The 26,779-nt window shown below is 73.7% G+C and carries 22 protein-coding genes, 1 tRNA gene and 1 pseudogene; 14 read left to right on the top strand and 10 right to left on the bottom strand.

Features of this window, described 5'->3' with window-relative positions; genetic code table 11:
- Nucleotides 1-311: 311 nt before the first annotated feature.
- The 3 genes and pseudogenes from manB to ABTX81_RS05480 form a co-directional block, all read left to right on the top strand.
- Nucleotides 312-1,385, top strand: a pseudogene (gene manB, locus ABTX81_RS05490) (mannose-1-phosphate guanylyltransferase); the annotation flags it as partial.
- Nucleotides 1,386-1,535: 150 nt separating this feature from the next.
- On the top strand, nt 1,536-2,519 hold the full coding sequence (locus tag ABTX81_RS05485; RefSeq protein WP_350541654.1) for a Yip1 family protein: 984 nt from the start codon (nt 1,536-1,538) through the stop codon (nt 2,517-2,519).
- A 124-nt stretch (nt 2,520-2,643) separates the two neighbouring features.
- Entirely contained in the window at nt 2,644-3,534 is an 891-nt protein-coding gene (locus tag ABTX81_RS05480; RefSeq protein WP_350541653.1) for an alanyl-tRNA editing protein, read from the top strand.
- A 74-nt stretch (nt 3,535-3,608) separates the two neighbouring features.
- On the opposite strand, the gene dcd is transcribed toward ABTX81_RS05480, so the two are convergent.
- A complete protein-coding gene (dcd, locus tag ABTX81_RS05475; RefSeq protein ID WP_350541652.1) occupies nt 3,609-4,184 on the bottom strand; it encodes a dCTP deaminase in 576 nt (191 codons plus the stop codon).
- Between the two features lie 82 nt (nt 4,185-4,266).
- Nucleotides 4,267-4,488, bottom strand: a complete 222-nt coding sequence (locus ABTX81_RS05470) for a hypothetical protein (protein WP_350541651.1) — start codon at nt 4,486-4,488, stop codon at nt 4,267-4,269.
- Nucleotides 4,489-4,766: 278 nt separating this feature from the next.
- Between ABTX81_RS05470 and ABTX81_RS05465 the strand changes: the two genes are divergently transcribed.
- Nucleotides 4,767-4,840, top strand: a tRNA-Gly gene (locus ABTX81_RS05465).
- Nucleotides 4,841-5,025: 185 nt separating this feature from the next.
- On the opposite strand, the gene ABTX81_RS05460 is transcribed toward ABTX81_RS05465, so the two are convergent.
- From ABTX81_RS05460 to ABTX81_RS05435, 6 genes are all read right to left on the bottom strand, one after another.
- Nucleotides 5,026-7,305 (bottom strand): hypothetical protein, encoded by a 2,280-nt coding sequence (locus ABTX81_RS05460; protein ID WP_350541650.1) that lies wholly within the window; start codon nt 7,303-7,305, stop codon nt 5,026-5,028.
- 117 nt (nt 7,306-7,422) lie between these two features.
- The gene (locus tag ABTX81_RS05455) at nt 7,423-8,202 is read right to left on the bottom strand and encodes a hypothetical protein (protein ID WP_350541649.1); all 780 of its coding nucleotides are present in this window, start codon (nt 8,200-8,202) and stop codon (nt 7,423-7,425) included.
- A gap of 182 nt (nt 8,203-8,384) precedes the next feature.
- Nucleotides 8,385-8,723, bottom strand: coding sequence for a hypothetical protein (locus ABTX81_RS05450; RefSeq protein WP_350541648.1), 339 nt, complete (start codon nt 8,721-8,723; stop codon nt 8,385-8,387).
- 181 nt (nt 8,724-8,904) lie between these two features.
- Nucleotides 8,905-9,555: a TetR/AcrR family transcriptional regulator gene (locus tag ABTX81_RS05445; protein ID WP_350541646.1), complete on the bottom strand. Its 651-nt coding sequence runs from the start codon at nt 9,553-9,555 to the stop codon at nt 8,905-8,907.
- A 437-nt stretch (nt 9,556-9,992) separates the two neighbouring features.
- Complete coding sequence (locus ABTX81_RS05440) at nt 9,993-10,637, bottom strand: response regulator (RefSeq protein WP_350541645.1); 645 nt, start codon at nt 10,635-10,637, stop codon at nt 9,993-9,995.
- Nucleotides 10,638-10,659: 22 nt separating this feature from the next.
- Entirely contained in the window at nt 10,660-11,898 is a 1,239-nt protein-coding gene (locus ABTX81_RS05435; RefSeq protein WP_350541644.1) for a sensor histidine kinase, read from the bottom strand.
- Between the two features lie 268 nt (nt 11,899-12,166).
- On the opposite strand from ABTX81_RS05435, the gene ABTX81_RS05430 reads away from it, so the two are divergent.
- The 9 genes from ABTX81_RS05430 to ABTX81_RS05390 all read left to right on the top strand — a co-directional run bounded on the left by ABTX81_RS05430 (nt 12,167) and on the right by ABTX81_RS05390 (nt 22,058).
- A complete protein-coding gene (locus tag ABTX81_RS05430) occupies nt 12,167-12,730 on the top strand; it encodes a GlcG/HbpS family heme-binding protein (protein WP_350541643.1) in 564 nt (187 codons plus the stop codon).
- Nucleotides 12,731-12,936: 206 nt separating this feature from the next.
- Nucleotides 12,937-13,350, top strand: coding sequence for a YunG family protein (locus ABTX81_RS05425; RefSeq protein ID WP_350541642.1), 414 nt, complete (start codon nt 12,937-12,939; stop codon nt 13,348-13,350).
- Nucleotides 13,351-13,490: 140 nt separating this feature from the next.
- Nucleotides 13,491-14,375 (top strand): NAD(P)-dependent oxidoreductase, encoded by an 885-nt coding sequence (locus ABTX81_RS05420; RefSeq protein WP_350541641.1) that lies wholly within the window; start codon nt 13,491-13,493, stop codon nt 14,373-14,375.
- Between the two features lie 311 nt (nt 14,376-14,686).
- Nucleotides 14,687-15,970 (top strand): LPXTG cell wall anchor domain-containing protein, encoded by a 1,284-nt coding sequence (locus tag ABTX81_RS05415; protein ID WP_350541639.1) that lies wholly within the window; start codon nt 14,687-14,689, stop codon nt 15,968-15,970.
- 168 nt (nt 15,971-16,138) lie between these two features.
- Nucleotides 16,139-17,353 (top strand): hypothetical protein, encoded by a 1,215-nt coding sequence (locus ABTX81_RS05410; protein ID WP_502892709.1) that lies wholly within the window; start codon nt 16,139-16,141, stop codon nt 17,351-17,353.
- Between the two features lie 84 nt (nt 17,354-17,437).
- Nucleotides 17,438-18,220 carry a MerR family transcriptional regulator gene (locus ABTX81_RS05405; RefSeq protein WP_350541638.1) on the top strand — a complete coding sequence of 261 codons (783 nt, stop codon included), beginning with the start codon at nt 17,438-17,440 and terminating at the stop codon, nt 18,218-18,220.
- Nucleotides 18,221-18,694: 474 nt separating this feature from the next.
- Complete coding sequence (locus tag ABTX81_RS05400) at nt 18,695-19,795, top strand: hypothetical protein (RefSeq protein ID WP_350541637.1); 1,101 nt, start codon at nt 18,695-18,697, stop codon at nt 19,793-19,795.
- 116 nt (nt 19,796-19,911) lie between these two features.
- The gene (locus tag ABTX81_RS05395; RefSeq protein ID WP_350541636.1) at nt 19,912-20,598 is read left to right on the top strand and encodes an RNA polymerase sigma factor; all 687 of its coding nucleotides are present in this window, start codon (nt 19,912-19,914) and stop codon (nt 20,596-20,598) included.
- Nucleotides 20,595-22,058, top strand: a complete 1,464-nt coding sequence (locus tag ABTX81_RS05390; protein WP_350541635.1) for a hypothetical protein — start codon at nt 20,595-20,597, stop codon at nt 22,056-22,058. Before ABTX81_RS05395 ends, ABTX81_RS05390 begins: the two co-directional genes overlap by 4 nt.
- 74 nt (nt 22,059-22,132) lie before the next feature.
- Here the strand turns inward: ABTX81_RS05390 and ABTX81_RS05385 are convergent, their stop codons facing one another.
- Together ABTX81_RS05385 and ABTX81_RS05380 are read right to left on the bottom strand one after the other, a co-directional pair.
- Entirely contained in the window at nt 22,133-23,632 is a 1,500-nt protein-coding gene (locus ABTX81_RS05385; protein ID WP_350541633.1) for an aminopeptidase P family protein, read from the bottom strand.
- Between the two features lie 126 nt (nt 23,633-23,758).
- The gene (locus tag ABTX81_RS05380) at nt 23,759-25,294 is read right to left on the bottom strand and encodes a PP2C family protein-serine/threonine phosphatase (RefSeq protein ID WP_350541632.1); all 1,536 of its coding nucleotides are present in this window, start codon (nt 25,292-25,294) and stop codon (nt 23,759-23,761) included.
- 734 nt (nt 25,295-26,028) lie between these two features.
- Between ABTX81_RS05380 and ABTX81_RS05375 the strand changes: the two genes are divergently transcribed.
- Nucleotides 26,029-26,685: a bifunctional DNA primase/polymerase gene (locus tag ABTX81_RS05375; RefSeq protein ID WP_350541631.1), complete on the top strand. Its 657-nt coding sequence runs from the start codon at nt 26,029-26,031 to the stop codon at nt 26,683-26,685.
- Nucleotides 26,686-26,779: the final 94 nt, after the last annotated feature.

The raw sequence follows: 26,779 nt of genomic DNA, 5'->3' as shown, positions 1-26,779 counted from the left end.
TATGGTCCTGCCTCGTCCAGTAGAACTGGATCTTTCGCCTCTAGCATGAGAGTTACCCTATCCTTCAGTGGCCTAGTTCTGCGGCCCGGGCCGGGCTTTTCGGCTCCGGCGGCCACGGGGGCGGGCGGCGGAGCGCCCGCCGGGCACCGGGCCGCCGGGGGGCCGGGCTGTCGGAAGGAAATACAGTAGGCGCCGGACCGGCCGCGAGCCGGTCGATCCGTTCCGGCCCCCGGAACGGCGTACAGCACACCGACGGAGGTATCGGCCCGCGGGGCCGGGCCGCAGAGAGCACAAGGGGAACAGCGCAGACCATGACCGAGGCGATCATGCTGGTCGGTGGTAAGGGCACGCGACTGCGTCCGCTGACCACCCACACCCCCAAGCCCATGCTGCCGGTGGCAGGCGTCCCGTTCATCGCGCACCAGCTGGCCCGCGCGGCGGCGGCCGGGGTCACCCGCGTGGTGCTCGCCACCTCCTACCTCGCCGAGGTCTTCGAGGACCACTTCCAGGACGGCACGCCCTACGGCATCGAGCTGGTCTACCTGACCGAGCGCGAGCCGCTCGGCACCGGCGGCGCCATCCGCAACGCGGCCACCGGGCTGACCTGCGGCCCCGACGAACCGGTCCTGGTGTTCAACGGCGACATCCTCTCCGGCGTCGACATCGCCGCCCTGCGCGACGGCCACGTGGCCGCCGGGGCCGACGTCACCCTGCACCTCACCCGGGTCGAGGACCCGCGCGCCTTCGGGCTCGTCCCCACCGACGCCGACGGGCGGGTGCTGGAGTTCCTGGAGAAGCCGGAGACGCCGGAGCAGATCGTCACCGACCAGATCAACGCCGGCTGCTACGTCTTCACCCGCTCGGTCATCGACCGCATCCCGACCGGCCGCGAGGTCTCCGTCGAGCGCGAGACCTTCCCCGAGCTGCTGGCCACCGGCGCGCTGCTGCGCGGCGTCGTCGACACCTCCTACTGGCTCGACCTCGGGACCCCGGGCGCCTTCGTGCGCGGCTCGGCCGACCTGGTGCTCGGCAAGGTCGACTCGCCCGCCGTCCCCGGCCCGACCGGCGACGCGCTGCTGCTGCCCGGCTCGACCGTGCGGCACGGCGCGGTGCTCAGCGGCGGCACCGTGGTCTCCGAGGGCGCGGTGGTCGAGGCCGGCGCGATCGTCGAGGGCAGCGTGATCCTGCCCGGCGCCGTCATCGGTCCCGACACCCTGGTCAAGGACTCGATCGTGGGCGCCTTCGCGACCATCGGCGACCGCACCGCGCTGGACGGCGCGGTGATCGGCGACGGTGCGGTCGTGGAGTCCGACAACGAGCTGCCGAACGGCGTGCGGATCGCCTGCGGCACGCTGCTGCCGGTGGGCGCCGTGCGCACCTCGGCCGGCCCGGGCGGGTGTCCGGCCGGCACCAGCGCCGCGGCGGCGGTGCACGGGCCGAAGGTCGGCGTGCGGCGGTAGTCCCGGGCGTCACAGGCTCGCTGCAAAGCGGTCGCCGGGCCGCCGGGGTGCCCGCCGGGCGGGTACCTTCGGAACGTGGCTGGCAATCGATACGACAGCGGTCAGGGCGCCGACCCCCGTGGCGGGTGGTCGGCGCCCCCGCAGCAGCAGGCGGCGCCCGGGGGGTACGGGCCGACGGACGGGCCGGAGTACTTCACCGGCCCGCAGCAGGGGCCCCAGGACCCCTACCCCGGGTACGACCCGTACGGTCCGCGCGCTCCGCAGGCCCCGCACGGTCCGCAGGCACCGCACCGGGACCAGTACGCGGCCGACCACCCGGGCCACACCCGGGCCTTCCCGGTCGGCGCGGACCCGTACGCGGGCGAGCCGTCCTCCTACGGCCGGGCGCCGTACGGGCAGGAGCAGCCGTCCTACCCGTATCCGTCCCCGCCCCCGTCCCCGGAGGCGGACGGGTACGGCCAGGACAACGTCGCCGTCTACCGCGCCGGCGGCCAGTCCGCGCCGCAGGTCACCGGCCCCCGGCCGAGCTGGCGCGAGCTGCTGACCGGCCTGTTCCGCACCCCCACCGCGATCTTCGACCGCACCCGCGACCACCAGGTCTGGCTCCCCGCCGTCACGGTCTCCCTGCTGTACGGCGCCCTCGCCGTGCTCGGCATCGGCCTGACCCGCGACGACGTGGTCAACTCGACCTTCACCGTGGCGCTCACCGCGATGCTCGCCGCCGCGGTCGGCTTCACCCTGGCCGGCGCCATGCTCGGCGCCGTGACGTACGGGCTGGCCCGGCAGTTCGGCGGCGACGGCCCGTGGCAGTCCACGGTCGGCCTCGCCGTGCTGATCGGCTGGGTCACCGACGCCCCCCGGCTGCTGCTGGCCCTGGTGCTGCCCGCCGACAACCTGCTCGTCCAGGTCGTCGGCTGGGCCACCTGGCTGCTCTGCGGCTACCTGCTGGCCGGCATGGTCCGCCGGGTGCACGACCTGCCCTGGGGCAAGGCGGCCGGCGCGGCCGCGCTGCAGCTGCTGGCACTGCTGGTGCTGATCAAGCTGCCGACCCTGGGCTGACCGGCCCGGGGGCCGCGCCGCCGCGCGGCGGCCCTCGGCGACAATGGACGACGGGCCTCGCCTCGCGGGGCCCGTCGCGTTGTCCCGACCACGTCCGTCCACCCTCACCCGCACGGAGCCAGGCATGACCCTCCCCACCACCCACGTCAGCTTCCCGGCCGGGGCGGTGACCGGCGAGTCGACGGTGCTCGCGGTGCACCCGCTGGACGACGGCCGCTACGCCGTGGTCACCGGGGCGACCCCGTTCCACCCGCTCGACCACACCTGGCCCGACCAGCCGGCCGACCTCGGCACCCTCACCGTGGACGGCGTCGAGCTGGCCGTCGTCGACTGCCTCACCGGCGCGGTGGGCCCGGACGGCGGCGCACCGCTGGCCGGCGCCGACATCCCGGTCCGGCGGGGCGACGAGGAGTGGTCCTGGCTGGTCCTGCACGTCCTCGCGGCCGACCCGGGCGACCTCGTCGGCCGCACCGCCGTCCTCACCGTCGACGCCGGGCGCCGCGCCGCGCTCAGCGCCTCGCACAGCGGCTGCCACCTGCTCGCCCTCGCCCTCAACGAGGCGCTCGCGCCGCGCTGGCGCAAGGACCCGGGCCGCGCCGACGCCTTCGGCCACCCGGACTTCGACAGCCTCGCGATGGCGAGCTCGGTGATGGACACCGAGGCGAGCACCGACACCTACCGGCTCGGCAAGTCGCTGCGCAAGAAGGGCTTCACCACCGAGGCCACCGAGGACCTCCCGGCCCTCGCCGACGCCCTGCCCGGGCTCACCGAGGCCGTCAACCGCCGGCTGGCCGCCTGGGTCGCCGCCGACGCCCCGGTGCGCGTCGACGTCCCCGGCCCGGAGCTGACCGCCCGCCGCCAGTGGCACTGCGAGCTGCCCGAGGGCGCGGCGCAGATCTTCTGCGGCGGCACCCACCTGCACCACCTGGGTGAGCTGGCCGAGCTCCGCACCGAGCTGCGGCTCTCCGAGGACGGCAGCGAGCTGGTCGCCGTCACCCGCCCGAAGCGGGCCTGACACACCGGCGGGCGGTCACCCCTTCCCCAGGGGTGACCGCCCGCGCCGTGTGCTCCTCGTCCTCCGCGCGCCGCTCAGACCTGCGTGCGGTGGAAGTTCAGGTAGGACCGGGACGGCGTCGGACCGCGCTGCCCCTGGTAGCGCGAGCCGTACCGCTCCGAGCCGTACGGATGCTCCGACGGCGAGGAGAGCCGGAACAGGCAGAGCTGCCCGATCTTCATCCCCGGGTAGAGCTTGATCGGCAGCGTCGCGACGTTCGACAGCTCCAGCGTGACGTGCCCGCTGAAGCCCGGGTCGATGAAGCCCGCCGTGGAGTGCGTCAGCAGCCCGAGCCGGCCCAGGCTGGACTTGCCCTCCAGCCGCGAGGCGACGTCGTCCGGCAGCGTGATGACCTCGTAGGTCGACGCCAGCACGAACTCGCCCGGGTGCAGGATGAACGCCTCGTCGCCCTCCGGCTCGACCAGCCGGGTCAGGTCCGGCTGCTCCTCGGAGGGGTCGATGTGCGGGTAGCGGTGGTTCTCGAAGACCCGGAAGAAGCGGTCCAGTCGCACGTCGATGCTCGACGGCTGGACCATCGCGGGGTCGAACGGGTCGATCACCACCCGGCCGTTGTCGATCTCGGTCCGGATGTCCTTGTCAGAGAGCAGCACGTCTCGAGGTTACGTGCACGACGCGGCCCCGGACGAATCGCCCGGGGCCGCACCTGTCACTTCTCTCCCGTGTCCGCCCTCGTCAGGCGAGGAACTCCGCGGCCTCCAGCCGCAGCGCCCGGGCCAGTTGCGGCTCGGACAGCTCCCGCGGATCGGCCAGCACCGAGCTCCGAAGCCGTCCGCACTGCGGACACCTGATCAGCCGACCGGGCCCCAGCCGGCCGGGCCCGAGGTTCTGCATCGGGAACGTGGTGGTGCTGAACAGGTGCCCCTCGGCACAACGAACGACGGCGCGCTGCTCCATCGGTCCCCTTCCCATCCTTACCCCAGTACTCACCCGTACTCGTCGCCCCGAACGGCGGAGCCCCCGGGACCAGCGTCACATTAGGGGATGTACCGGACATCTCACACCAAGGCTCGCCGCCCCGCCCCCACCCGCCGGGGCACTCTCACGCGGCCCACACAGTACGCCTCCGCCCCCACCCCCCGCCCCTCCACCACACCCCCCACCCACCTGTGCAACCACCGTCACGGATGGGGTACAGTGAGGGACAGATCGAGCGGTCTCTGACGGCTCATCAGGCGGGCGTAGTTTAATGGTAGAACATGAGCTTCCCAAGCTTAGAGCGCGAGTTCGATTCTCGTCGCCCGCTCCATTGTGAACGCCGCAGGTCATCTGACCTGCGGCTTTTTGTTTGTCTCGATCCGGATGAGTGCGGTTGGTCGAGCCGCGCCTGGGTGCTTCGGTGGTACTGATTCGGCTGAGCACGGACGCCGGATTGCCGGCCCGTTCGGTTTCACCCGCGCCTGGGCGGAGGTGAAACCGAACGGGTCAGCCTATTCAGTCCTCGTCCTGCTCGGTCTCCGCAGGGTGGACCGGGTCCTCGCCTTGAATATTGCGCCGGAGGTTCTCCAGGTCGGTCTGCAGGTCGAGCAATGAGTGGCGAAGGGCATCGAAGTCGGCGGATTCGATGACCGGCGGCCAGCTGCCGGCCGTACTGTCGATCTGAGCCAGGCCATCGAGGCTGATCCGGGCGTTCTCCAGGGCGGAGCGCAGCGTGCGGCGGTAGTCGGCGGCCCTTCGGCTGCTAGGGATTTCTCCGCTGGGTTCGATGAACAAGGCAGCCCCAGGTGCCGGTTCTGCCCGATTGACGTCGACACCGCTGGCTTCCTGGTTCCCGGCGGCTGGCTGGGCCTCATCGTCGGCGGGCTCGGCCGACGGCATGTTGCGCCGCTGCTGCTCCGTGTAGGCGATACTGGCGCGCTCCTGGTCGGAGGCCCACACGACGTCCCACTCGAACAATGGCACCGGGACGCCGTTACCGTCCCGGGCGATCTTGTCCGGCTGCTCCAGGTCGACCTTGAGGTGGACGTATGCCGGGCGGTCTTCCTCCGTCCGCTCCCGGCGAATGAACTGGCGTACGGACTGGGCGTTTTCGGGCAGTGCGTCGGCCTGGAACCGATTGGCGGTCAGTGCCAGAGTCCAGAAACCGAGCTCGTTGCCTTCGGCCGAGAGGTTTTCGATGACCAGGTGGACATCGGACCGGAAAGGTACGCCGCCCTTCTCCTTGGCGACCATCAGGGCCGACCCAACGTTACGGGTGAGCAGCTTGTCGGCGATCAGCGCGATGCCGCCGGCCACTGCGAGGGTGCAGCGCGCATCTATATTGCCCGCTATGGCGGGGGCGATGAGTGTGGTGAAGTCATCGGTCAGAGCCGGTTCCCACTCCTTGAGCACCTCCCGGGTGAGCACGCCGCCGTTGCCCCAGGCATTGCGCGCCTGCTTGGAGACGGCTTTCTTGGCGGTGCGCCACGGCAGATCGATGATCGGACCGAGCAGTTCGGCGAAGCCCTTGGCGCTCATGCGGGAGCCGCCCTTGATGATTTTCGACTGGTCCTTGAGCCGCTCGTAGAGCTCAGGCCGGGACAAGGCATGAACCAGTTGGATTCCGCGCCACAGCGCGGTGCCCGGCAATTGGCGCAGGCCGTATACCTTGGGAAGGTCTTCCGGGACGGTACGGCCGACCGCCAGGCCGTAGACGACCTGCAGGTCCTCCTTCTGCACGGACGCGTCGCCGAGCTGGATGACGCGCTTGAGTGCCCGGGTGGCCACCTCAACATTCTGGGCCGCCGAGTCCCATGCCTTGAACTCGACGTGCACGCTCGCCAGGATCGAGCGCATGGCGTCGTCGAAGATGTCTTCTGGGGCCAGTAGTTGGCCGGGGTGCGCCTCGGCGCCGACCGCTATCTGGGCGGGAACCACATAGGTCTGGGCGATGTGTATCCCGCGGTCAGCTGGTTCCGGCCCTGCGAGGGCCTTATTGAACTCGGTCGTCAGCGTGCGGCGCCACTGCTCGCGATTCGTGGCAAGCCGGTCACCCAAGGTGCTTCCGTCGGTGGTGGATCCGCCCGAGATCCGTCCGAACAGTGCTTCCACCATCCGGTCAGCGACGTCGACACCCTCGGCCTCCGGGCCGGCGAGAACGGCCCACGCACTGGCGAGACGTGTGATGCCGTCCCGCACGACGAGGGCGTAGAACGGCTCGGTGCCGTCTTCGAAGGTGAACTCCACCGGGTGGGTGATCAGTGGACGGGTTACCTTACGCCCCAGGATGGAGACCGCGTAGCTGTTGAGGGCCAGGGTGCTCTGGATGGTCTGCCGGACGTAGTCCTTCAGGTGCTTGAGGTCGCGGTAGTGGTAGCGCACGACCGCACAAGGTGCGTCACCATCGGTCGTACCCACCACCTGGGGGTCGGGGACCTCCATCACCTCCATCCCCGTCCGGGGCTGGATGCCGGGCAGTAGCTCACTCAGCCAGATCCGCGAGGTGAGGGTCCGAAGCGTGGCGCCTTCGACGGCCTCCTCCATCAGGAGGCCGCCGGGCTCCTGAACTGTGGGCCGAAGCACCACGGCCACGCCTTCCGGATTGATCACGGCGCGGGCCACGGCCCGCCAGGCATCGGCGGGCAGCGAGGCGCGGAGGTTGGCGAGGCCGGCGGTGGTGACTTCGCTGTGCGTCGAGCTGGCGGGCGGCGGGGGCAGGGTGCGTTCGATGCCCGAGACCGCGACCATCTCGCCCTTCCAGGAGAGCGTCGCGGACAGAAATTCGGGACTGGACATGCATCCTCCGGTCTGGAGCTACAGATGGTGTGGGAAACTTCAGATGCGGTCCTGGCCCGAACTCCGGATCACCAGGTCCGACCCGGGCTCCCTGCACGCGCGGGGGGCCCGGACCTTTCAGCGGAACTCTCCGAGATCCAGCAGGGCTTCTGGCTCCGGGAAGACCTGGCGGTACCAGTGCGACATGAACGCGCGATGGGGAAGCTGGACGGCGGCTTGGTATGCGGTGTGTGCCACGAAGTCGGCCGCCTGCAAGAGGGGAAGACTCCGTGCGGGGGCGAGCAGCGGGTCCCCCAGGACGTGCCGCCGGTCGGTGGGCAGTCGGTCGTGGACCGATCGCAGCGCCTGTTCCGTACCGTTGCCATCGACGATCAGCTGACATGAACTGCCGGCCAGCGCATGCCGGTTGTTGATCATGTCCACGAGGTCGGCATAGAGATCCTCGCGGGTCGCGCCACGCCGGTAGACGGCACCGACAGTGAGATTCGGTACCTGGGACAGCGTGCGGAGGCCGCGCAGAACGATCGTCGCGACCTCGTTCCGCTGCCGAGGGGTGGGGGCGGATCCGCCCGCCGGATGCAGCAGCCTCCCTCGACCGGCCAATAGATCGACCGCGTGCAGCTTGTAGTTGGGTGTGTAGACGAAGTGCGGGTTGAGCTCCAGCTCCTTCAGGAACACTGTCCAGGCGGCGTCGGCCGTGGCCCATCCGTCTATCTGCGGCACTCGTATGAACCCAAATGCTGATATGTCCCTATTTCCCGAGTCGTCAATGAAGTACACACTGTTCGGCAGGGGAGAGGGGGATGGCGCTGGGAAGTTGGTGAAGGCGAAATCCTCGAAGCTTGGAACGATCACCTGGGCGTGGGGGCGGGCGCCACGTTGCTCGTTGAGGGTCATTCGGTAACTCCGTTACGCCAGCAGCTGTAGGGAGGGCAGCCCTGGCGCAGTACCGGGACCGATACGCCGCCTGTGCTCTGTGTGGCGTGCGAGCGACTTTAGAGCGGTCAGCTCGACCGAGTCTGAAGATATGCCTGAGGGCCTCTCGGTTGGCTGGTACTGGACTCAGTTCTGGCCGAAACCTATGTCAGATGGCTTTGCACGCCGGGAAATCGGTCGTGCAGCCCTGGCAGTACCGGCGTTCCCAGCTTGTCCATCATCGCGACGGCGGTTGCGATGATCACGGCCTCGCCGAGCGGGCTCTCCTTCTGTATGACGAAGACGTACTCGAGCTCCGAGGTGGGAAGGCGGCGGGGCAGAGTGATCAGCCCGAGGGTCTCAAGCTCCTGGGTGATCTGCTCGCACAGGTCGGCGCTGAGTCGTGCCCGGTCGGGTGCTGCGTAGCGCTTGATGAAGCGCATCGAGAAACGCTTGATGCCGTGATCGACTTCGACGGCGTGGGCTATAACAGTGAAGTCCATAACGTAGTACTCAACTGAGTTAAGCCGTGGTTGTCAACGCCCTTGCGGGAGAACGGTTTCGGTGGAAATAGTCCTCACAGCTCGCTCTGCGAGGCATTTATGACGAGTGGTAGAGCCGCTGAAGGCGAGAGGGCCGCAGGTCATCTGACCTGCGGCTTTTTGTGTTGTCCGGGGTGGTGGGTCAGGGGCGGGGGTAGAGGCGGAGGAAGGCCTGGATGCCGGTGGTGACGGTGGTGTGGAGGGCGGTGTCGGAGATGGGGACGGCGCCGTAGAAGGACTGGTCGGCCGCGCCGCTGAAGGTGAGGAGGGTGAAGTGGGTGGCGGCGAGGTCGGGGTCGTCGAGGGTGAGGAGGCCCTGGGCGGCGAGGCGGGCGAGGTGGTCGGCGAGGTCGCGCTGGGAGGCGAGGGGGCCGGCGGCGAGCCAGGCGGCGAGGACGTCGGGCGGGATGTTGCCGGCCTCGGCGCGGATGGTGCGGCCGAGGGCGTAGTGCTCGCCGGCGGCCAGGACGGCCCTGGCGCGGTCGACGGCGAAGGCGGCCAGGTCGCCCTCCAGGTCGACGATCTTGTGGAGGTGACGGTCGGCCAGGCCGGCGACGATCTCGGTGAGTTCGCCCGCGGTCTCCAGGGCGACGGAGAGGAAGAGCTTCTCCTTGTCGCCGAAGTGGTTGTAGATGGTGCGCTTGGAGACACCGGCCTCGGTGGCGATGGCGTCGACGCTGGCCCGGGTGTAGCCCTCGCGGCCGAACACCGTGCTCGCCGCGCGGGCGATGGCCCGGCGTTTCTCCGGCATGCGGCGTGAGCCGGTGCTCGGTGCCGGGTTCGCTGTGCTCATCGGGCGGGTCCCCTCCTCGGTGAGTTGCACTACTCGGTGCAGTTTACCGGCCGGGAGACAGGGAGGCGCGGAGCGAGTCCCCCCGGACCCGCTCCGCGCCGCGTCGACGCGCGGCTCCTCGCCGCTCCCCCCGATCGCCCCGGACTCCCGCCGTCCCCCCTGGCGCCGCTCTCCGGCGAGAGCGCTCCGCACAGGCCCGGCAAGCCCCCTTGAGGTGGGGCGTCGTTGATCATTACGGTAACAAACCGCATGGTTGGTTTGTCAATGGTCTTCTTCATGAACCTCCCACCATCGGGGACGGTTCTCCGGATGGCAAGGGGCGGCCGACCGAGCGGCGAAAGGGCCGGTCGGGGCTGGTCGTTCGGGGCGGGGAGGGGCGGCGGGGCGAGGGCGGGGACGTTCGTTCGGACTGCGACAATCCGAACGGAATGTCGGAATCAGCGGAGCAGGCGGCGTTCCTTGGCGACGGCCACCGCGCCGGCCCGGGTGTCGACGCCCAACTTGTCGTAGATCCGGCCCAGGTGGGTCTTGACGGTCGCCTCGCTGATGAACAGCGCGCGGGCGATCTCCCGGTTGCCGAGCCCCTGGGCGAGCTGGGCGAGGATGTCCGTCTCGCGCTCGGTGAGCTGCGGTGCCGGGGCCCGCATCTGCGCCATGACCCGGGAGGCGACCGGCGGCGAGAGCACCGTCCGCCCCTGCGCGGCCGAGTGCACCGCTGCGAACAGCTCCTCCGGCCGCTCGGCCTTCAGCAGGTACCCGGTCGCGCCCGCGCCGATCGCCCGGGTGATGTCGGCGTCGGTGTCGTACGTGGTCAGGACCAGGACGTGCGGGGCGTTCGGGGCCGCGGTGATCCGCCGGGTGGCCTCCACGCCGTCGATGCCGTCGCCGAGCTGGAGGTCCATCAGCACCACCTGCGGGGCCAGCCGGGCCGCCAGCTCGACCGCCTCCTCGCCGCTGCTCGCCTCGCCGACCACCTCGATGTCGCCGGCGCTGGCCAGCAGGGCGAGCAGGCCGGCCCGGACCACGGCGTGGTCGTCGCAGACCAGCAGCCGGACCGGGGACGGGGCGGGGGTGGGGTTCATCGGACGGCTCCAGGCCTGGGGACTAGGGACGGCGGTCGGGGGTGAGCGGGACGGCCGCGGAGACCACGGTGCCCTCGCCGGGGGCGCTCTCCACGGTCAGGGTGCCGCCGAGCTGGCGCAGCCGGGCGCGCATGGCCGGCAGGCCGTGGCCGCGGCCGGTGGGGGAGGGGGACGAGGACGGCGGAGCGGCGGGGGCGAAGCCGCGGCCGTCGTCGGCGATGTCCAGGACGGCCTGGTCGCCGAGGAAGGAGAGGGTCAGCGCGGCGGCCGACGCCCCGGCGTGCTCGCGGACGTTGGCCAGCGCCCCCTGGGCGATCCGCAGCAGCGCGGACTGCGCGGCCGCCGGCAGCGGCACCGGCGCGCCGTCCAGGTGGAAGCGGACCGGCAGCCCGCTCTCGGAAGACTCCCGCTCGGCGAGCGAGCGCAGCGCCTGGTCCAGGGTGCGGCCGTCGGCGAGTTCGGCGGGCGCGAGGTCGTGGACGAAACGGCGGGCCTCGGCGAGGTTGCGGGCGGCCACCTCGGCGGCGGTGCGGACGTGGCCCCGGGCGGTCGCCGGGTCGCCGTCCCAGGTGCGGTCGGCGGCCTGGAGCAGCATCTGCTGGCTGGACAGGCCCTGGGCGAGGGTGTCGTGGATCTCCATCGCCAGCCGTTCGCGCTCGGCCAGCGTCCCCTCCCGCCGTTCGGTGGCGGCGAGTTCGCGCCGGGTGCGGACCAGGTCGGCGATCAGCGCGCGCTGCCGTTCGGCCTGCCGCTCCATGTACAGGAAGACGCCGGTGGCCAGCGCGGCGACGGCGGGCGGCAGCAGGACGAGGTTGGCGTCCACCGGGCCCGGCAGCCGGGCCTCGCCGACGGTGACCAGCAGGGCGAGCGCCGCGACCAGCGGGATCGCCGCCGGCGTGGGCAGCGTCCGCAGGGCCGTGTAGACGAGCGGGACGGCGCACCAGGCGAAGCTCGGAGCGAGCAGCACCAGGACCACCCAGAGCACGGTCACCGCGACCAGCGGCCAGGGGCGGCGGCGCTGTCCGGGGGCGGCCGGGCGGCGGTGGGCGAGCCAGGAACCGACCGGCTGGACGACGGCCAGGGCGATGCTCAGGCCGAGCACCAGGGGGATGCGCGGGTTGCCCGGGTGGTGGGTGAGGAAGCGGCTGAGCGAGGTGGCGAGCAGGAGGAGGAACGCGGAGTCGAGCAGCACCGCCAGCCGGCCGGCGTCCGGGTCGGGGGAGGCCGGGGAGGAGGGGAGGAGGGGGCCGGGGTGGTGCATCGGGGCCGCTCCTCGCTCTGTCCGCTCTCTGCGCGCCGCCGGCGCCGTACAAGCCGTTCGGCCCGTGGCGGCCCGTGGCGGCCCGTCCGGGCTGCGGCGATCCTTCGATGGTGACCCGTCCGGTCCGGTGCCGCATCAACCGATCGGCTGACGGGCCCGTCGTCCATCATGCCCGGGCGCGGTGTCCGGACCGCCGATGTGGCGCGGGGGGCCTGGAACGGAGGATCGAATCCGTCCCCACCACCGCCATCCGACGAGGAGCCGGACCATGAAGAAGACCTCCGTTCGCGCCAAGGTGCTGACCGGCACCGTCGCCGCCGCCGCCCTGGCCGCCGCCACCGTCGGTGCCGTCTCGGCCAGCGCCGAGGCCACCGACACCCCGGCCGTCACCACGGCCGCGGTCAAGGCCGACGCCCAGAACAAGAACCTCGCCCAGAGCACCGGCCTGACCATCGAGGCCGCCACCAAGGCCGCCCAGGCCACCCTGGACGCGGCGGCCAAGGCTGGCCAGCGCGTCTCGGTGGCGGTGGTCGACCGCGACGGTGTCACCCGGGTGCTGCTCAAGGGCGACGGCGCCGGCCCGCAGTCGCCGGAGTCGGCGGTGCGGAAGGCGTTCACGGCGGTCTCCTGGAACGCGCCCACCTCCGAGCTGACCAAGCGCCTCGCGCAGACCCCGAACCTCAAGGACATCCCGGACACGCTGTTCCTGGCCGGCGGTGCGCCGGTGCAGTCCAAGGGCGCGCCGGTGGCGGGCATCGGTGTCGCGGGCGCGCCCAGCGGTGACCTGGACGAGCAGTTCGCGCAGGCGGGCGTCGACGCGCTCGGCAAGTGATGCTCCGGGGGTAGGGCCCATCGAGCAGCGCCCGCCGGGCGCCCACCGGCCGCGCGCCGGGGCGGACCCCCGACCGCCCCGGCGCGCTCCGCCGCCCCCGGCGGCCTCCCCGTACGGGTGAAGGTCACGCGGCTCGCCGCAGAACATCGGGGTCCGTGGCCGAAAAGCCGCTGCCGCTGTCGGTGCCGCGTGGCAGGCTTCCCGCTATGACGGCGTGGACCCTCAACGACATCGAACGTGCGATCCGCTCCTCCTGGGGTGTCGACACCTGCGCGCCCGAGGACCAGGCCCACTGGCGTCCCGACAATCCCGCCCACGGCCAGTGCCGGGCGACCGCCCTGGTGGTGCACGACCTGCTCGGCGGCGAGCTGATGATGGGCGAGGTGTACACCGGCGGGGTCCGGACGGACCTGCACTGGTGGAACCGGTCCGCGGCCGGCGCCGAGGTCGACATGACCCGCTCGCGCTTCGGCCCGGACGAGCGGGTCGGCCCCGGCCGGCCGGTCGCCCGCCCGCAGCGCCCGGGCCGGCTGCAGGCCCAGTACCAGCTGCTGCGCCACCGGGTGCTCGCCCGTCTGGAGGCCGGCTCGGCGGACGGTGGGCACGCCGCGGCCGCCTGACCGGGGCGGGCGGCGGTCGCCGGGCCGCCGGGTCGGCCGGACGGCGGCCCGGCGACCGGGCCCGCCCGCGGTCTGACGTACAGTCGGTTGATCGTGGCCGGACGATCGCTCCGGCCGCCGGGCGACAGCGGGAGTGCGCGATGAGCGGGATGACGGTCGGCTTCGTCGGACTGGGCGCCATGGGGCAGGGCATGGCCGCCAATCTGGTGAAGGCCGGGCACACCGTCCGGGTCTGGAACCGCTCGCCCGAAGCGGTGGCCACCATGGTCGCCCGGGGCGCCCGCGCCGCCGACGGCCTGGCCGACGCCTTCGCGGCCGACGTGGTCGTCTCGATGCTCGCCAACGACGACGCGGTGGAGCGGCTGCTGCTCGACCCGGCCCTGCTGGAGTCCGCCACGGCCGGCGTGCACGTCAACATGGCCACCGTCTCGGTCGCCCTGGCCGAGCGCGCCGAGGCCCTGCACGCCGAGTACGGCATCGGCTACGTCGCCGCGCCGGTGCTCGGCCGCCCGCCGGTGGCCGAGGCGGGGGAGCTCAACATCCTGGCCGCCGGGAGCGCGGAGTCGCTGGCGGCGGTCGAGCCGCTGTTCGCCGCGATGGGCCGGCGCGTCTGGCACTTCGGTGAGCGCCCGGGCCAGGCCAACACCGCCAAGATCAGCACCAACTTCCTGCTGGCCTGCGCGATCGAGTCGATGGCCGAGGCGTGCAGCCTGGCCGAGGCCAACGGCGTCCGGCCGACCGATCTGATCGAGATGCTCAGCGGGACGCTCTTCCCCGGGCCGATCTACTCCGGGTACGGCTCGATGGTGGCCGAACGCCGTTACGAGCCCGCCGGGTTCAAGCTGCCGCTCGGGCTCAAGGACGTCGACCTCGCGCTCTCCGCCGGCGCGGCGACGCGGGTGCCGCTGCCGTTCGGCAGCGTGCTGCGGGACGCCTTCCTGGACGCGCTGGCGCACGGGGACGGCGAGAAGGACTGGGCCGCGGTCGCGGCCGTCGCCCGGCGTCGGGCCGGGCTCCCGGAGTAGTAGGGACGGGGACCGGGGGACGGGCCGGGGAACGGCGTAGGTTCGGGCCCCGGCACGCCCCGCGGACCGCTGCCGGCCACCCCCGCGCCACCGTGAGGACGGGAACAAAACCCCTGTCACGGGGCAGAGTTGGGCCAACCGGACAGCATTTCGCGCGCGGCCGCCGGAAACCGGCACCCGCCTTCCGGCACCGCCGGGGACTTCGGTAGTCTCCGTCGGACTTTCAGCTTCGCGGGGGGATCGCGGCTCGAACGGCCGCCTGGTCCTTTCGCGCCCCCGGGCCGCGCCCGGACACTCTCGTGAGGTCTCCCTTGTCCCTCTCCATACCTCGCAGTCTCGCCCTGGCCGGCGCCGCCGCGCTCGCCGCCTCGATGGCCCTGACCGGCGCCCAGGGCGCGGTGGCCGCCGCCACCGGATCCGCCGCCGTCGCGCCGCAGGCCGACAAGGTCAGCCCCCGCGCGCTCGACCTGTCCCTGGACGGGGTGCCGCGGACCTTCGCCGCAGGCGGCGACAGCAAGCTGTTCAACTTCACCGTCGACAACAACACCAAGCAGGACTTCGTCTACTACCCGCTGCTCAAGTTCAAGAACCCCAAGGGCACGCTGCGCGGCGAGCACCTCAAGGTCGAGTACCAACTGCCCGAGTCGCTGGACAAGTCGAAGACCTGGCTGCCGGCCAAGCCCGCCCCGGGCGGTGGCGAGGGCGACGACGACGGCGTGCTGTTCCTGCTCGCCAAGCTCATCGAGGGGGGCTTCCCCGACTACAAGAACTCGTTGCTCGCGGTCACCAAGGGCAGCAGCCTCACCGTCACCGTGCGGGTCTCGGTCACCAAGGACGCGCCGCTCGGCACGGCCGGCGTCGTCCCGGTGGTCTTCGCCGCGAAGGCGGAGGGCAACAACCCGTCCGGGCAGGGCGAGTTCGTCGGTGACGGCTCGTGCGGCGACCGCTTCAGGATCGTGGCCGGGGGCGGAAAGCCGAGCCCCACCGCGACGCCGAGCACCACCAAGCCGACCAGCCCGAGCGCGAGCCCGACCGTGAAGCCGACCGGCAGCCCGTCGGCCACCACCTCGCCCTCGGCGACCGGCACGCCGTCCGCCACCGCGACCCCGACCGGCAGCCCGAGCGCCACGGCCACGCCGAGCACGAGCACCAGCCCGTCGGCCACCGGCACGCCGTCCGCCACCGCGACGCCGTCCGCCACGTCCAGCACGACGCCGTCGGCGACCGCGTCGCCGTCGGGCAGCGCGTCGCCGAGCGCCTCGCCGACTGCGACGACGACGTCCGGCGCGAGTGCCTCGCCGAGCGCCTCCGTCACCACCGCCCCGACGACCCCGGCCCCCGGGGACACCGAGGGCGAGGACGGGACCGGCGTCCGCCAGCCGATCGACTTCCCGGTGAAGGTCCCGGCCATCGCGCCGCTGCCGATCACCCCGGAGGCGGTCGTCCAGGCGCGCTCCAACGCGGACAAGGCGCTGGCCACCACCGGTGGCGGTGACGACACCACCGTCATCGCGATCGCCGGCGGCGCCGTGCTCGCGGCCGGTGTCGGCACCCTGGTGGTGCTCCGCCGCCGTCGCGCCGCCCAGCAGGGCTGACCCGCCGACGCCCGCGCGCACGACGCCCACCGCCCGTGTCCCCGGCCCACCCGGGGACACGGGCGGTGTCCGTTCCCGCGGCCGCGGGTGCCTAGGATGCCCATCGAGGGGGCCGACACGGGGCGGGCGAGGTAACGGGTGCGGGGACGGGGCGCGGGGCGCTCGGCGGTGGGACGGTCGAGGCACGCGGGGCGGGGCGGGACGGACTACGGGGCCGCCACCGGCCGGATCGCGGGTCTGCCGGTCCGCAGACACCATGTGCTGCTGCTCGCCTGGACGGTCCTCTGGTTCCTGCTGGTCGAGCCGAGCGGCGGCTTCTCCTGGCACTACCTGCGCCAGGGCGAGGAACTGCTCTTCAGCGACCGGCCGGACGGCGGCCTGGCGCTCTACGCCCACCACCCCGAGCTGCAGATCGGCCCGGTCAGCCTGGTGGTGGCGCGGCTCTTCGCCCCGTTCCCGCCGCACACCGGCGAACTGCTGGCCGAGGCGGTGATGTCCGGTCTCGGCCTGGCGATGCTGGTGCTGGTCGGCCGCACCGCCGCCCGCCACTACCTGGGCACCGGGACCAACCACCGCCGGCTCCAGCAGCGGCTGCTGATCGCCGGCCTGGCGTTCATCCCGATGTGGGTCGAGGTGTCGGTCCGCTTCGCGCACCTGGACGACGTGCTGGCGCTGTTCTTCACCACCCTCGCCGCCCACGAGGTCAGCCGCGGCCGGGCCACCAGGGTCGGGGTGTACCTGGCGCTGGCGGTGGACGCCAAACCGTGGGCGCTGGCGTTCGCGCCGCTGATCCTCGCACTGCCCCGGGCCAGGTGGCCGCGGACGGTGCTCTGGTTCGCCGGGCTGGTGGCCGTCGCCTGGCTGCCGTTCTACCTCGGCGACCTGGACACCATGGCGGCCGCCACGTTCACCATCCCCAACCAGCCCGCCTCGGCGCTGCGCTGGTTCGGGGTGACCGATCCGGCGACGCCGTGGTGGGACCGCCCGGCGCAGTTCGCCCTCGGCCTGGCCCTGGGCACCCTGGCGGTCTGGCGCGGCCGCTGGCCGGCCGTCGTCCTGCTGGGGGCGGACGCCCGGATCCTGCTCGACCCGAGCGTCTACACCTACTACTCCGCGTCGATCCTGCTCGGCACATTGCTCTGGGACACGGTCGGGCAGCGGCGGCTGGTGCCGTGGTGGAGCTGGATCGCGCTGGCCGCCCTCTACGGGGGCACGCTGTTCCTGCCGTCCGACGCGGCGCGCGGCTTCGTCCGGCTCGCCTTCGTGGTGCTCTCGGCGGGGTACGTGCTGCTCTGGCCCACCCAACGGCGGCGCGGGCCCGGGCAGGCCGCCGGCCGGACCGACGGACGGCGGCGCACCGAACGCGAGCCGGCCGCCGTCTGACCGGCGGAGGCGCGGGGGGACACGGCTTGACCCTCACGCAGCGGGAGGAGGGAGGGTCGTGGTCAGCACGGAGGGAGAAGCCGGATGAACACCGGAGACGGGTACTCGGTCGGCGCGGTGGCGAAGATCGCCGAGGTGACCGTCCGGACCCTGCACCACTACGACGAGATCGGCCTGCTGTCCCCCCGGGGCCGCACGTCGGCCGGCTACCGCCGGTACGACGATGCCGACCTCGGCCGGTTGCAGCGGATCCTGTTCTACCGCGAACTCGGGTTCCCCCTGGAGGAGATCGCGGCCGTTCTGGACGACGACTCGGTGAGCCCGAGGGAGCACCTGCGGCGCCGGCACCAGCTGCTGACCGACCGCATCGCCCATCTCCGGAAACTGGCCGCGGCCGTCGAACACGCCTTGGAGGCAGAGAAGATGGGTATCCGGCTGACCCCGGAGGAGAAGTTCGAGTTCTTCGGCGAGGGCTACCGCGAGGAGTGGGAGACCGAGGCCGAGCAGCGCTGGGGCGACACCGCGGCCTGGGCGGAGTCCCAGCGCCGCACCGGCGGCTACGACAAGGCCGACTGGGAGCGGGTCAAGGCCGGGACGGACGCGCTCAACGCCCGTCTGGTCGAGGTCTTCACCGCCGGCGAGCCCGCCGATGGCGGCCCGGCCATGGACCTCGCCGAGGCGCACCGGCAGCACATCTGCGGGAACTTCTACGACTGCACCTTCGAGATCCACCGCGGCATCGCCGGGATGTACCTCGCCGACCCGCGCTTCACGAAGGTCTACGAGGACCTCGCCCCGGGCCTCGCCCGGTGGCTGCACGACGCCATGCTCGCCAACGCGGACCTCCGCACCGGCGGGAAGGCGTAACGGCGGACGGGTGGACGGGTGGACGGGTGGACGGGTGTCGGCCGGATACCGATGAGTGCGATGGTTCCAGCCAGGGCGAAATTTTCTTCGAACACCCCACAACCCCGGGCGGACTCGGGCGTCTGAAAGGGTGAGGGCCGATCCGGCGCGGGTTCGACCGAGCCGGCGGCGGGCCTCGCCGCACAGGCAGCGTCCGACTACCACGGGGAACCCACCATGCGCCCGTCCACTGTCCGGTCTCTCGTCAGGACCCTTCCGCTGGCGGCCGTCGTCGCCGGTGCGGCCGGCTACGCGCTGCTTCCCGTCGAGGCGGTCGAGTCCGTCGCGGGCGTCGGCCCGGCCCGGGCGGCGGGTCCGGGCCAAGGCCAAGGACAGGGACCGGGCCAAGGACGGGGACCGGGCCAGGCCCCGTGGCCGGCGGCGACGGTGACGGTGACGGCGCTGGATCCGGAGGACCCGGCCACGGTGGGAGGGATGAGGTCGTCGCTGGTCGCGCCGGTGGCCGAGGACTCCGCCCCGGTGTTCGGCGCGATACTTCCGGCCGGGTTCCCAGCCGGGTTCTCGGCCGCCGCGCCGGTCCCCACCCCTGCCCCCGGCGGTCCGGCCTCCACCCCCGGCCGCCCGGCGTCCCCGGCGGCCGGGTCCGTCCTCAGGTCCGGCGGCTCCCCGGTCTGGCCGGAGCCGGTGCCGCCCAGCGCGGTCGGCGAGCAGCTCGACGTCTCGATCCGCTCGCTCACCGGCACCTGGGAGACCCGGGCCGACGGCGGCTACCTCGACTTCGAGGTGACCTGGACCAACCCCACCCAGCAGCGCTACGACGAGGTCGTCCCGGTGGTGCGGGTGCTCCCGTACGACTACCCGGACGCCGTCGCCCGTCCGGGGACGACAGCCAAGGGGATGCTCGACCGCAAGGACCTCGACGAGTGGCGCGAGGTCCGGCTGGACCAGGCCGGCGTGGGCAGCGGCCCCCAGCAGGGCGCCTTCGCGCTCGACCCCGGGGAGCGCCGGACGGTCCGCTACCGGCTGACCCTGGCCGCCGGCGGCATGTCGGGGCGGCTGCCGATCACGGCCGAGGGCTGGACCGGGCGCGGCGCCGACGCGGTCCGGGTGGGCGGCACGCTGGCCCGGGTGAACGTGACGGTGGTCCACCCGGTCGGGGTCTCGCTGAGCAGGCCCACCGAGGCGACCATGGGCAAGGTCTCGTCCTGGGTGCGGATGGAGCTGGCCAACGTCGACGGCTTCGCCGGCCACACCGTCGCCCCCGCCCTGGCGGCCACCGACCTGCGCGGCGGGTACACCACGCACGGCCTGGTGCCCGAGGACCTGATCGCCGAGACGCTGGTGGACGGCGAGTGGCTCCGCCTCAAGGGCGCCCTCGACGCGGAGGGCCTGGTCCGGCTGGACACCGCCGGGCTCTCCCGGGCGCTCCGCCCCGGGGAGACCGCCGTCTACTGGTTCCGGGTCAACGTCCCGGCGGGCTGGCAGGCCGGCTCGGGCCTGCAGCTGACGGTCGGCCACAGCGTCGACGGCCAGGCCATGTCGCCCCGGTACGCGCAGGTGCCGCTGACCTCCTGACGGCCGGCCACGCGCCGACGACGACCCGACCGGGCCCGGGCGGCCCGGTCGTCCGATGACGATGTCCTGACGCACCGGCGTGGAACCGGAACGGGTCGGGGGGAGAGCGGAGACGGATGTCCATGGCCATCGGGCCGGCCGCGCGGGCCGCCCAGGGGCGGCGGGCGACCCTGCGGGGGCTGGTGACGCTGCTGTTCGGCGCCCGGGAGGCGCCGGGCGCCGGCGAGGTGCTCGACCTGCCCGTCGCCGCGCAGCCGCCGGGCCGGCGCCGCGCCGGGTTCCGCCTGCTGCCCGGCGGCGGCCGGGTGCGCGAGAGCGGTCCGACGCTGACCGACCTCTACCTCACCCACCGGCTCAGCCTGGTCCGCCTCGCGGTGCTGCTGGTCGACCACCAGGAGCAGGCCGAGGATGTCGTGCAGGAAGCCTTCGCCAAGCTCTACCAGCGGCACGGCGAGCAGTTGGGCGACCTGGACAACGCGCTGGCCTATCTGCGCACCGCCGTGGTCAACGGCGCCCGGTCGGTACTGCGCCGCCGCCGTACGGCCCGCGAGTACGTGCCGCCCCACGAGGCGGACGCGCCGTCGGCGGAGGACCACGCGGTGCTCCACGACGAGCACCGCCGGGTGCTGGTGGCACTGCAGGAGCTGACCCCGCGCCAGCGCGAGGTGCTGGTGCTGCGCTACTGGTCCGACCTGTCGGAGTCGGAGATCGCGGAGATCCTCGCGGTCTCCCGCGGCACCGTGAAGTCCACCGCCAGCCGGGCCCTGGACGCCCTGGAGAAGAAGCTGGAGGACGCCCGATGAGTGACGAGCGGCGCCCCACGGCCGACGGGGAGCGGGGCGGCCGCCGCCCGGGCCCGAGCGGCGAGTCCCCGGTCGAGCGGCTGCTCCGGGAGGCCATGGCGGCCCGCGCCGCCCGGATCACCACCCAGGACCTGCGCCCGGCCGCCCCGCCGCAGGGCCCCCGCGCCGGGCGCCGGCCCGCCTACCTGGTCGGCCTGCCGCTGATGGGGCTCGCCGCGGCGATGATCATCGGCGTGCTCACCGTCCCCACCGACACCCTCGCCGACAAGGGCGACGGCGCGCCGGCGGCGACGCTGAGCGGCAGCCCGGGCGAGAGCCGGGGGCCGGACCCGCTGTCCCCGACCGCGCAGCCCTCCGACCTGCTCGGCGTCCCGGCCGGGGCACCGGCGGCCGGGGCCCCGTCGCAGGGCCAGGACGCCGCCTCCGAGGGGGCCGTCCCCGGCGGCACGCGGGCCCCGGGCCGGGGGAGCGGGGGCGGCACCCGGCCGGGGACCGGGCCCGCCGACCAGCAGCCCGGAGGGACGTCCGGGGGGCCGGCCCCGGCCGCGCCGCCACCGGCCGACGGTACGGGGGCGGTCCGTCCGGCCCAGGGCATCGACGTGACCGTCGACGGTCTGGCGGGGGCGGAGGCGATCGTCGGCGGCAACCCGGTGGTCTTCTCGGTGACCTGGCACAACACCACCCAGCAGGCGTACGGGACGGTGGCGCCGGTGGTGGCGGTCCGGGCGCTCGCCGACCCGGTCGGCACCGACCGGTCGGTGCGCGGCGCGCTGCAGCGCGAGGACGGGGGCGGCGTCTGGACGGACGTCCAGCTGACCGAGGCGTCGGGCGCCTTCCTGGCCTCCGGCGACGCGGTGGCGTTCCCGCTGGCCGCGGGAGCCACCCGGACGATCCGCTACCGGCTGTCCCCCGCGATCAACAGCGGCGCGGGGACGCTGCTGCTGGAGGCCCTGGCGCTGCTGCCGTCCGTGCCGCAACGGATCGTGGAGGCGTCGACGCTGGCCGCCCTGCGGCTGTCCAAGGCCCCCGCCGACGCCCAGAAGGCACCGGTGCTCACGACCGCGACGCCGACCACCGGCTCGCTCACGATGACCGTCCACAATCCGGGGGCGGCGCCGCTGGCCTCGGTGCTCCCGACCATCCGGCTGAACGGGCGGGAGGCGGCCAGGATCGTGGTCCAGGCCCGGTACGGCTCCGGCGCCGAGGGGATGCGCACCCTGCCGGTCGCACCGGCCGGCGACGGGCAGGCGGTGGTCGACACCTCGCTGCTGGAACGGCTGGTGCGGCCGAACGAGTCGACGACCTTCACGTTCGTGCTCAGCGTGCCGGAGGACTGGCGGGCCGACGGGCCCGGTGACTACAGCGTGCTGGTGGGGGCCAGGGGGGACGGCCGGGAGGCCGCGCCGGCCGTCGTCTCCCCGGGGTTCCACCGGCTCGTGACCGCCCCGGTCACCCCCTGAAACGCCGCCGGCGGTCCGGCCCCCACTGCTCGGGGGCCGGACCGCCGGCGGCTCGGGCGCGGTGGCCCGTCGGCTCAGGCCAGCGAGGCCATCCACGCCTCGACGTCCTCGGCGCGGCGCGGCAGGCCGGCCGAGAGGTTCTCGTTGCCGTCGGCGGTGACCAGGATGTCGTCCTCGATCCGGACGCCGATGCCGCGGTACTCCTCGGGGACGGTCAGGTCGTCCTGCTGGAAGTACAGGCCGGGCTCGACGGTGAGCACCATGCCCGGCACCAGCAGCGCGTCGACGTGCTCCTCGGTGCGCGAGTGGGCGCAGTCGTGGACGTCCAGGCCGAGCATGTGGCCGGTGCCGTGCAGGGTCCAGCGGCGCTGCAGGCCGAGCTCCAGGACCTTCTCGACGTCGTACACCGACGCGTCCAGCAGGCCCCAGGCGAGCAGCCGCTCGGCGAGCACCCGCTGCGAGGCGTCGTGGAAGTCGCGGAACCGGGCGCCGGGCTTCACGGCCGCGATGCCGGCCTCCTGCGCGTCGTGGACCGCGTCGTAGATCTTCCGCTGGAGCGCGTCGAAGCGGCCGTTGATCGGCAGGGTGCGGGTGACGTCGGCGGTGTAGAGGGTGCTGGTCTCCACGCCGGCGTCCAGCAGCAGCAACTCGCCGGGGCGGACCTCGCCGTCGTTGCGCACCCAGTGCAGGGTGGTGGCGTGCGGGCCGGCGGCGCAGATCGAGCCGTAGCCGACGTCGTTGCCCTCGACCCGGGCGCGGCGCCAGAAGGTGCCCTCGATCCAGCGCTCGGAGGTGGCGACGGCCTGCCCGAGCTCGCGCACGCAGTCGGTGAAGCCCTTGACGGTGGCCTCGCAGGCGGCGCGCAGCTCGCCGATCTCCCACGCGTCCTTGACCAGCCGCAGGCCGCTCAGGAACTCCTTGAACCCGGCGTCCTTGTCGGCGTCCAGCACCGCGGCGAGCGCGGCCTCCAGGCCGGCGTCGTAGCCGCGCACGATCCGGGTCGGCACGCCGTCCCCGGCGCGCTCGGCCAGCTCGTCGGCGGCCTTGCGGACGTCGCGGACCGGCAGGCCGAGCAGCTGCTCCTGCTCGGCGAGGCTGTGCCGGCGGCCGACCCACAGCTCGCCGTAGCCGTCCAGCCAGAACTCGCCGTTCTCGCGGTCGGAGCGGGGCAGCAGGTAGAGGTGGAAGGCGTGGCCGGTGTCACCGGTGGGCTCGGCGACCAGGACGGCGTCCTCGGTCTGGTCGCCGGTGAGGTGCACGTACTCGCTGGCGGCGCGGAAGCTGTAGTCGCAGTCGTTGGAGCGGACCTTGAGGGTGCCGGCCGGGACGACCAGGCGCTCGCCGGGGAAGGCGGCGGACAGCTTGGCGCGGCGCTCGGCGGCGTACGGGGCCTGCGGGACCGGGGCCAGGCCGTGCAGCTCGGTGTCCGCCCAGCCGGACTTCATCGAGGCGGCCAGCTCGTCGGAGACCTCGGAGTAGAGGCCGTTCTTGCGGCCCTTGAACTGCTGCGGCTCCTCGTCGCCGCCGACGGCCTCGGGGTTCTCGGCCACCGCGGGGGTGCGGTCCTCGGTCACGTACGTCGCCTCCTTGCGCGTGGTGCCGCCCGGGGCGCGTCGGATCGCGACACAGGTGGGCGGCCGTGCGTCCATGGTACGGACGCCCGGCCGTTCACCCGTTCGGGCCTCGGTCGCGCGGCCGGGCTACTCGAAGCGCGCCGCGAGCAGCATCAGGTCGTCGGTGGCCGGGCCGGGGCCGGTGCCGGCCGCGTCCTGCTCCGCCGCGATCGCCAGCAGGTGGGCGCAGAGCCGCTCGGGGTCGATCCGCACGTCGCGCGGGGCGTCGGCGGCGGCCCGGCGCAGACTGGCCTGCCCGGCGTGCAGGGTCGGGCCGAAGCGGCGGGCCAGGCCCTCGGTGTAGAGGACCAGCGTGTCGCCGCGCTCGGCGGTGAACTCGACCCCGGGCGCCTCCCAGCAGGAGAGCACGCCGAGCGGCGCGGAGAGCGAGGTCTCCACGAACTCGGCGCCGTACCGGGTGACCAGCACCGGCGGGCAGTGGCCGGCCCCGGCCAGGGTGATCCGCCGGCCCTCCGGCTCCACCCAGGCGTAGACGGCGGTGGCGGTGCGGGCCGGCTCGGTGGTCTTCAGCAGCAGTTCGAGGTCGCCCAGGACGGACACCGGGTCCTCGCCCTCCAGCACCGCGTACGCCCGCAGCGCGGCCCGCACCCGGCCCATCGCGGCGGCCGCGCCGGGGGCGGAGCCCGGCCCGGCGCCCGGACCGTCGCCGGAGACCGAGCCGACGGTGAGGCCGACCGTGCCGTCCGGCAGCGGGATGGCGTCGTACCAGTCGCTGCCGCAGGAGCGGTCCAGGCCGGCCGGGACGAGCCGGGCGGCCAGCCGCAGGCCGGCGGGCCGGGGGAGGCGGTCGGGCAGCAGGCCGCGGCACAGCGCCTCGGTGGTGCGCCGGACCTTCTCCGCGTCGAGCTGCTTGGCCAGCAGCGGGGCGGCCACCTCGACGTAGCGGCGGGCCAGCTCGCGCTGGCGCTCGGTAGGGAGGCCGGGCCGGTCGTAGAACCAGAGCGCGGCGGCCAGCGGGCCCTCCTCCTCGGTGGCGAACGGCAGGCCGTAGCAGCCGCCGAGGCCGAGGTGGCCGGCCAGCTCGCGCAGCCGGGCGCCGATCGCGGGGTCGCCGACGAGGTCGGGCGACTGCAGTTCGGCGGGCCGGTCGTGCTCGCGCAGCAGCCGGGCGAGCAGGCTCTGGTCCGGCGGGACGGTCTCCAGCGCGCCGAGGCAGGCGCGGTCCAGGCCGAGGCCGACCGGCTGGCTGGGGCCGCCGCCGGGCAGCGCGGTGACCAGCAGGGCGCGGTCGGCGCCGAGCAGCGCGGCGACCGAGGCGAGCACGGCGTCCAGGGTGGCGGAGAGGCCGCGGGCGCGGGCGAGCCGTTCGGTGTGCTCGTGCAGGCTGGTGAAATCGGACAGGCGTCCGGCCAAACGGTCCTGCACTCCGGTGGCGGACCCGGCGGGCGGGGCGCCGTCGGGTGCGCCGGGGGCGCCCGTGACGCGCTCCGCGCCCTCGCCGTCACCCGGCAGCCCGGCGGGCGCTCGGCCGTCCGGCCGGACGGCGGGCCCGGCCGGATCGGCCGGATCGGGGAAGCCCGGCGGGTCGAGCACGGAGAGCCCGCTGGTGCCGCCGGCCTCGGCCGGCTCGGATGACGTCGACGGTGGGTGGGACTCGGTCATGCCGCCACTCCTGACGCGGTGGTGCGTGTCACGCGGATCATGCGGAACCCCCAGGTACGGCCGTTTGGAGCGAGCACGGCCAAAGGGCGCGTTTCGCCTCGATTCGCTACTACTCGTCATTGATCGACAGCAATGCCACCACTTCTACACAGGCCATTCGGGGCATGTCCAGAGCCATGACAAGGCTGGTGGCCGGTGGCGCGCCGTGGTGGGCCCGGCCAGGGGGCGCGTTCCGTTTCACGCGCGCCGGTCGGCTGCGCCGCGGTCCGGCGGGACGCGGTGCCTCCGAGCGCCGGGCATGGAGCGGCCGGTGAGCGGGCAGAACCGGGGGGACGGCTCCGGCGGCCGTCCGGATCGTATGCCCCTGGCGCCGGCCGGCCGGGTCGGCCGGAAGCGACTCACTCGTACGGTGGAACCAACCGCGGCCGGGCGGCGTCCATCCGGTCGCATACGGGATTCTCGTTCCAAGGGCTGTTCTATTCCGCAGCCCTTTCACATCGTGCTCCACCGCGTGCTCCAGGCCCGCGCCGTCGTCGCACCGCCGTCCGTACCGCCGCCCGCCCCGCCCGCCGCCCGGCTCCGGCCCGGCCTCCGGTCCGTTCCGCCCCGGCTCCCGGGCGGTTCCCTCCGTCCGGTTCGCGGGCCGGCCCCGCGGTCGCCGGACACGCGGCGGCGGCCGGTCCGGCGACCGCGGGGCGGAGCCACCGAGCGGTCACGGAAAGGAACGGGTGCCAATGCGCGACAACCCACTGCGCGACGACCCGAGGAACCGGTCGGCGGCCCGGGCGGCCCGGCTGGCCGGGGCCCTGACGGCGGCCACCGGGCACCGCTGGCCCGTCGTCCCCGGTACCGTCCTGCTCGCCGGCGGACACTGCTCCTGCGGCGACCCGGACTGTTCCGTCCCGGGCGCCCACCCGCACGACCCGCCGCTGCTCGCGGCCACCACCGACGCCCGGATGGTGCGCTGGTGGTGGGAGGAGCGCTGCCCGGACGCCCCGGTGCTGGCCGCGACCGGCCGGACGGTCTGCGCGGTCAGCCTCCCGGCGGCGGCCGGCGCCCGGGCGCTCGCCTATCTGGCCGCGCTGCGGCTGCGGCTCGGTCCGGTGCTGGCGATGCCCGGCCGCTACGCGATGCTGGTCGCCCCCTGGTCGCTCGACGCGCTCGGCGAGATGCTCGTCCAACTTCCCTGGGTGCCCGGATCGTTGCGCTACCACGGGAGCGGCGGCTTCCTGCCGCTGCCGCCCGGCGGCGGGGACGGCGACCGGGTGCGCTGGGTGCTGCCGCCCCGTCAGGGTGCCGACGGCGGGGTCTGGCTGCCGGAGGTCGAGCCGCTGCTGGGCGAGCTGGTCGCGGCGGCGGTCCAGCTGGACAGCGGCCGCTCGGCGTACTGACGACCCGTCGCCGGCGTACTGATCGGGCACGGCCGACCGGTCCCGGCGTGGGGCGTTCGGAAAAACAAAAGATCCGGCCGCTGGCGACGGGGGA

Source organism: Kitasatospora sp. NPDC097605 (genome assembly GCF_040302725.1).
Classification (GTDB): Bacteria; Actinomycetota; Actinomycetes; order Streptomycetales; family Streptomycetaceae; genus Kitasatospora.
This window is presented reverse-complemented; position numbering and strand designations above follow the sequence as displayed.

Coding starts and splice junctions, on each gene's coding strand:
- ABTX81_RS05450 (WP_350541648.1), bottom strand. CDS start 8,723: ATGGACTTCACTGTTATAGCCCACGCCGTCGAAGTCGATCACGGCATC.
- ABTX81_RS05455 (WP_350541649.1), bottom strand. CDS start 8,202: ATGACCCTCAACGAGCAACGTGGCGCCCGCCCCCACGCCCAGGTGATC.
- ABTX81_RS05395 (WP_350541636.1), top strand. CDS start 19,912: ATGTCCATGGCCATCGGGCCGGCCGCGCGGGCCGCCCAGGGGCGGCGG.
- ABTX81_RS05425 (WP_350541642.1), top strand. CDS start 12,937: ATGACGGCGTGGACCCTCAACGACATCGAACGTGCGATCCGCTCCTCC.
- ABTX81_RS05440 (WP_350541645.1), bottom strand. CDS start 10,637: ATGAACCCCACCCCCGCCCCGTCCCCGGTCCGGCTGCTGGTCTGCGAC.
- ABTX81_RS05405 (WP_350541638.1), top strand. CDS start 17,438: ATGAACACCGGAGACGGGTACTCGGTCGGCGCGGTGGCGAAGATCGCC.
- ABTX81_RS05460 (WP_350541650.1), bottom strand. CDS start 7,305: ATGTCCAGTCCCGAATTTCTGTCCGCGACGCTCTCCTGGAAGGGCGAG.
- ABTX81_RS05390 (WP_350541635.1), top strand. CDS start 20,595: ATGAGTGACGAGCGGCGCCCCACGGCCGACGGGGAGCGGGGCGGCCGC.
- ABTX81_RS05375 (WP_350541631.1), top strand. CDS start 26,029: ATGCGCGACAACCCACTGCGCGACGACCCGAGGAACCGGTCGGCGGCC.
- ABTX81_RS05445 (WP_350541646.1), bottom strand. CDS start 9,555: ATGAGCACAGCGAACCCGGCACCGAGCACCGGCTCACGCCGCATGCCG.
- ABTX81_RS05420 (WP_350541641.1), top strand. CDS start 13,491: ATGAGCGGGATGACGGTCGGCTTCGTCGGACTGGGCGCCATGGGGCAG.
- ABTX81_RS05430 (WP_350541643.1), top strand. CDS start 12,167: ATGAAGAAGACCTCCGTTCGCGCCAAGGTGCTGACCGGCACCGTCGCC.
- ABTX81_RS05480 (WP_350541653.1), top strand. CDS start 2,644: ATGACCCTCCCCACCACCCACGTCAGCTTCCCGGCCGGGGCGGTGACC.
- ABTX81_RS05470 (WP_350541651.1), bottom strand. CDS start 4,488: ATGGAGCAGCGCGCCGTCGTTCGTTGTGCCGAGGGGCACCTGTTCAGC.
- ABTX81_RS05400 (WP_350541637.1), top strand. CDS start 18,695: ATGAGGTCGTCGCTGGTCGCGCCGGTGGCCGAGGACTCCGCCCCGGTG.
- ABTX81_RS05435 (WP_350541644.1), bottom strand. CDS start 11,898: ATGCACCACCCCGGCCCCCTCCTCCCCTCCTCCCCGGCCTCCCCCGAC.
- ABTX81_RS05380 (WP_350541632.1), bottom strand. CDS start 25,294: ATGACCGAGTCCCACCCACCGTCGACGTCATCCGAGCCGGCCGAGGCC.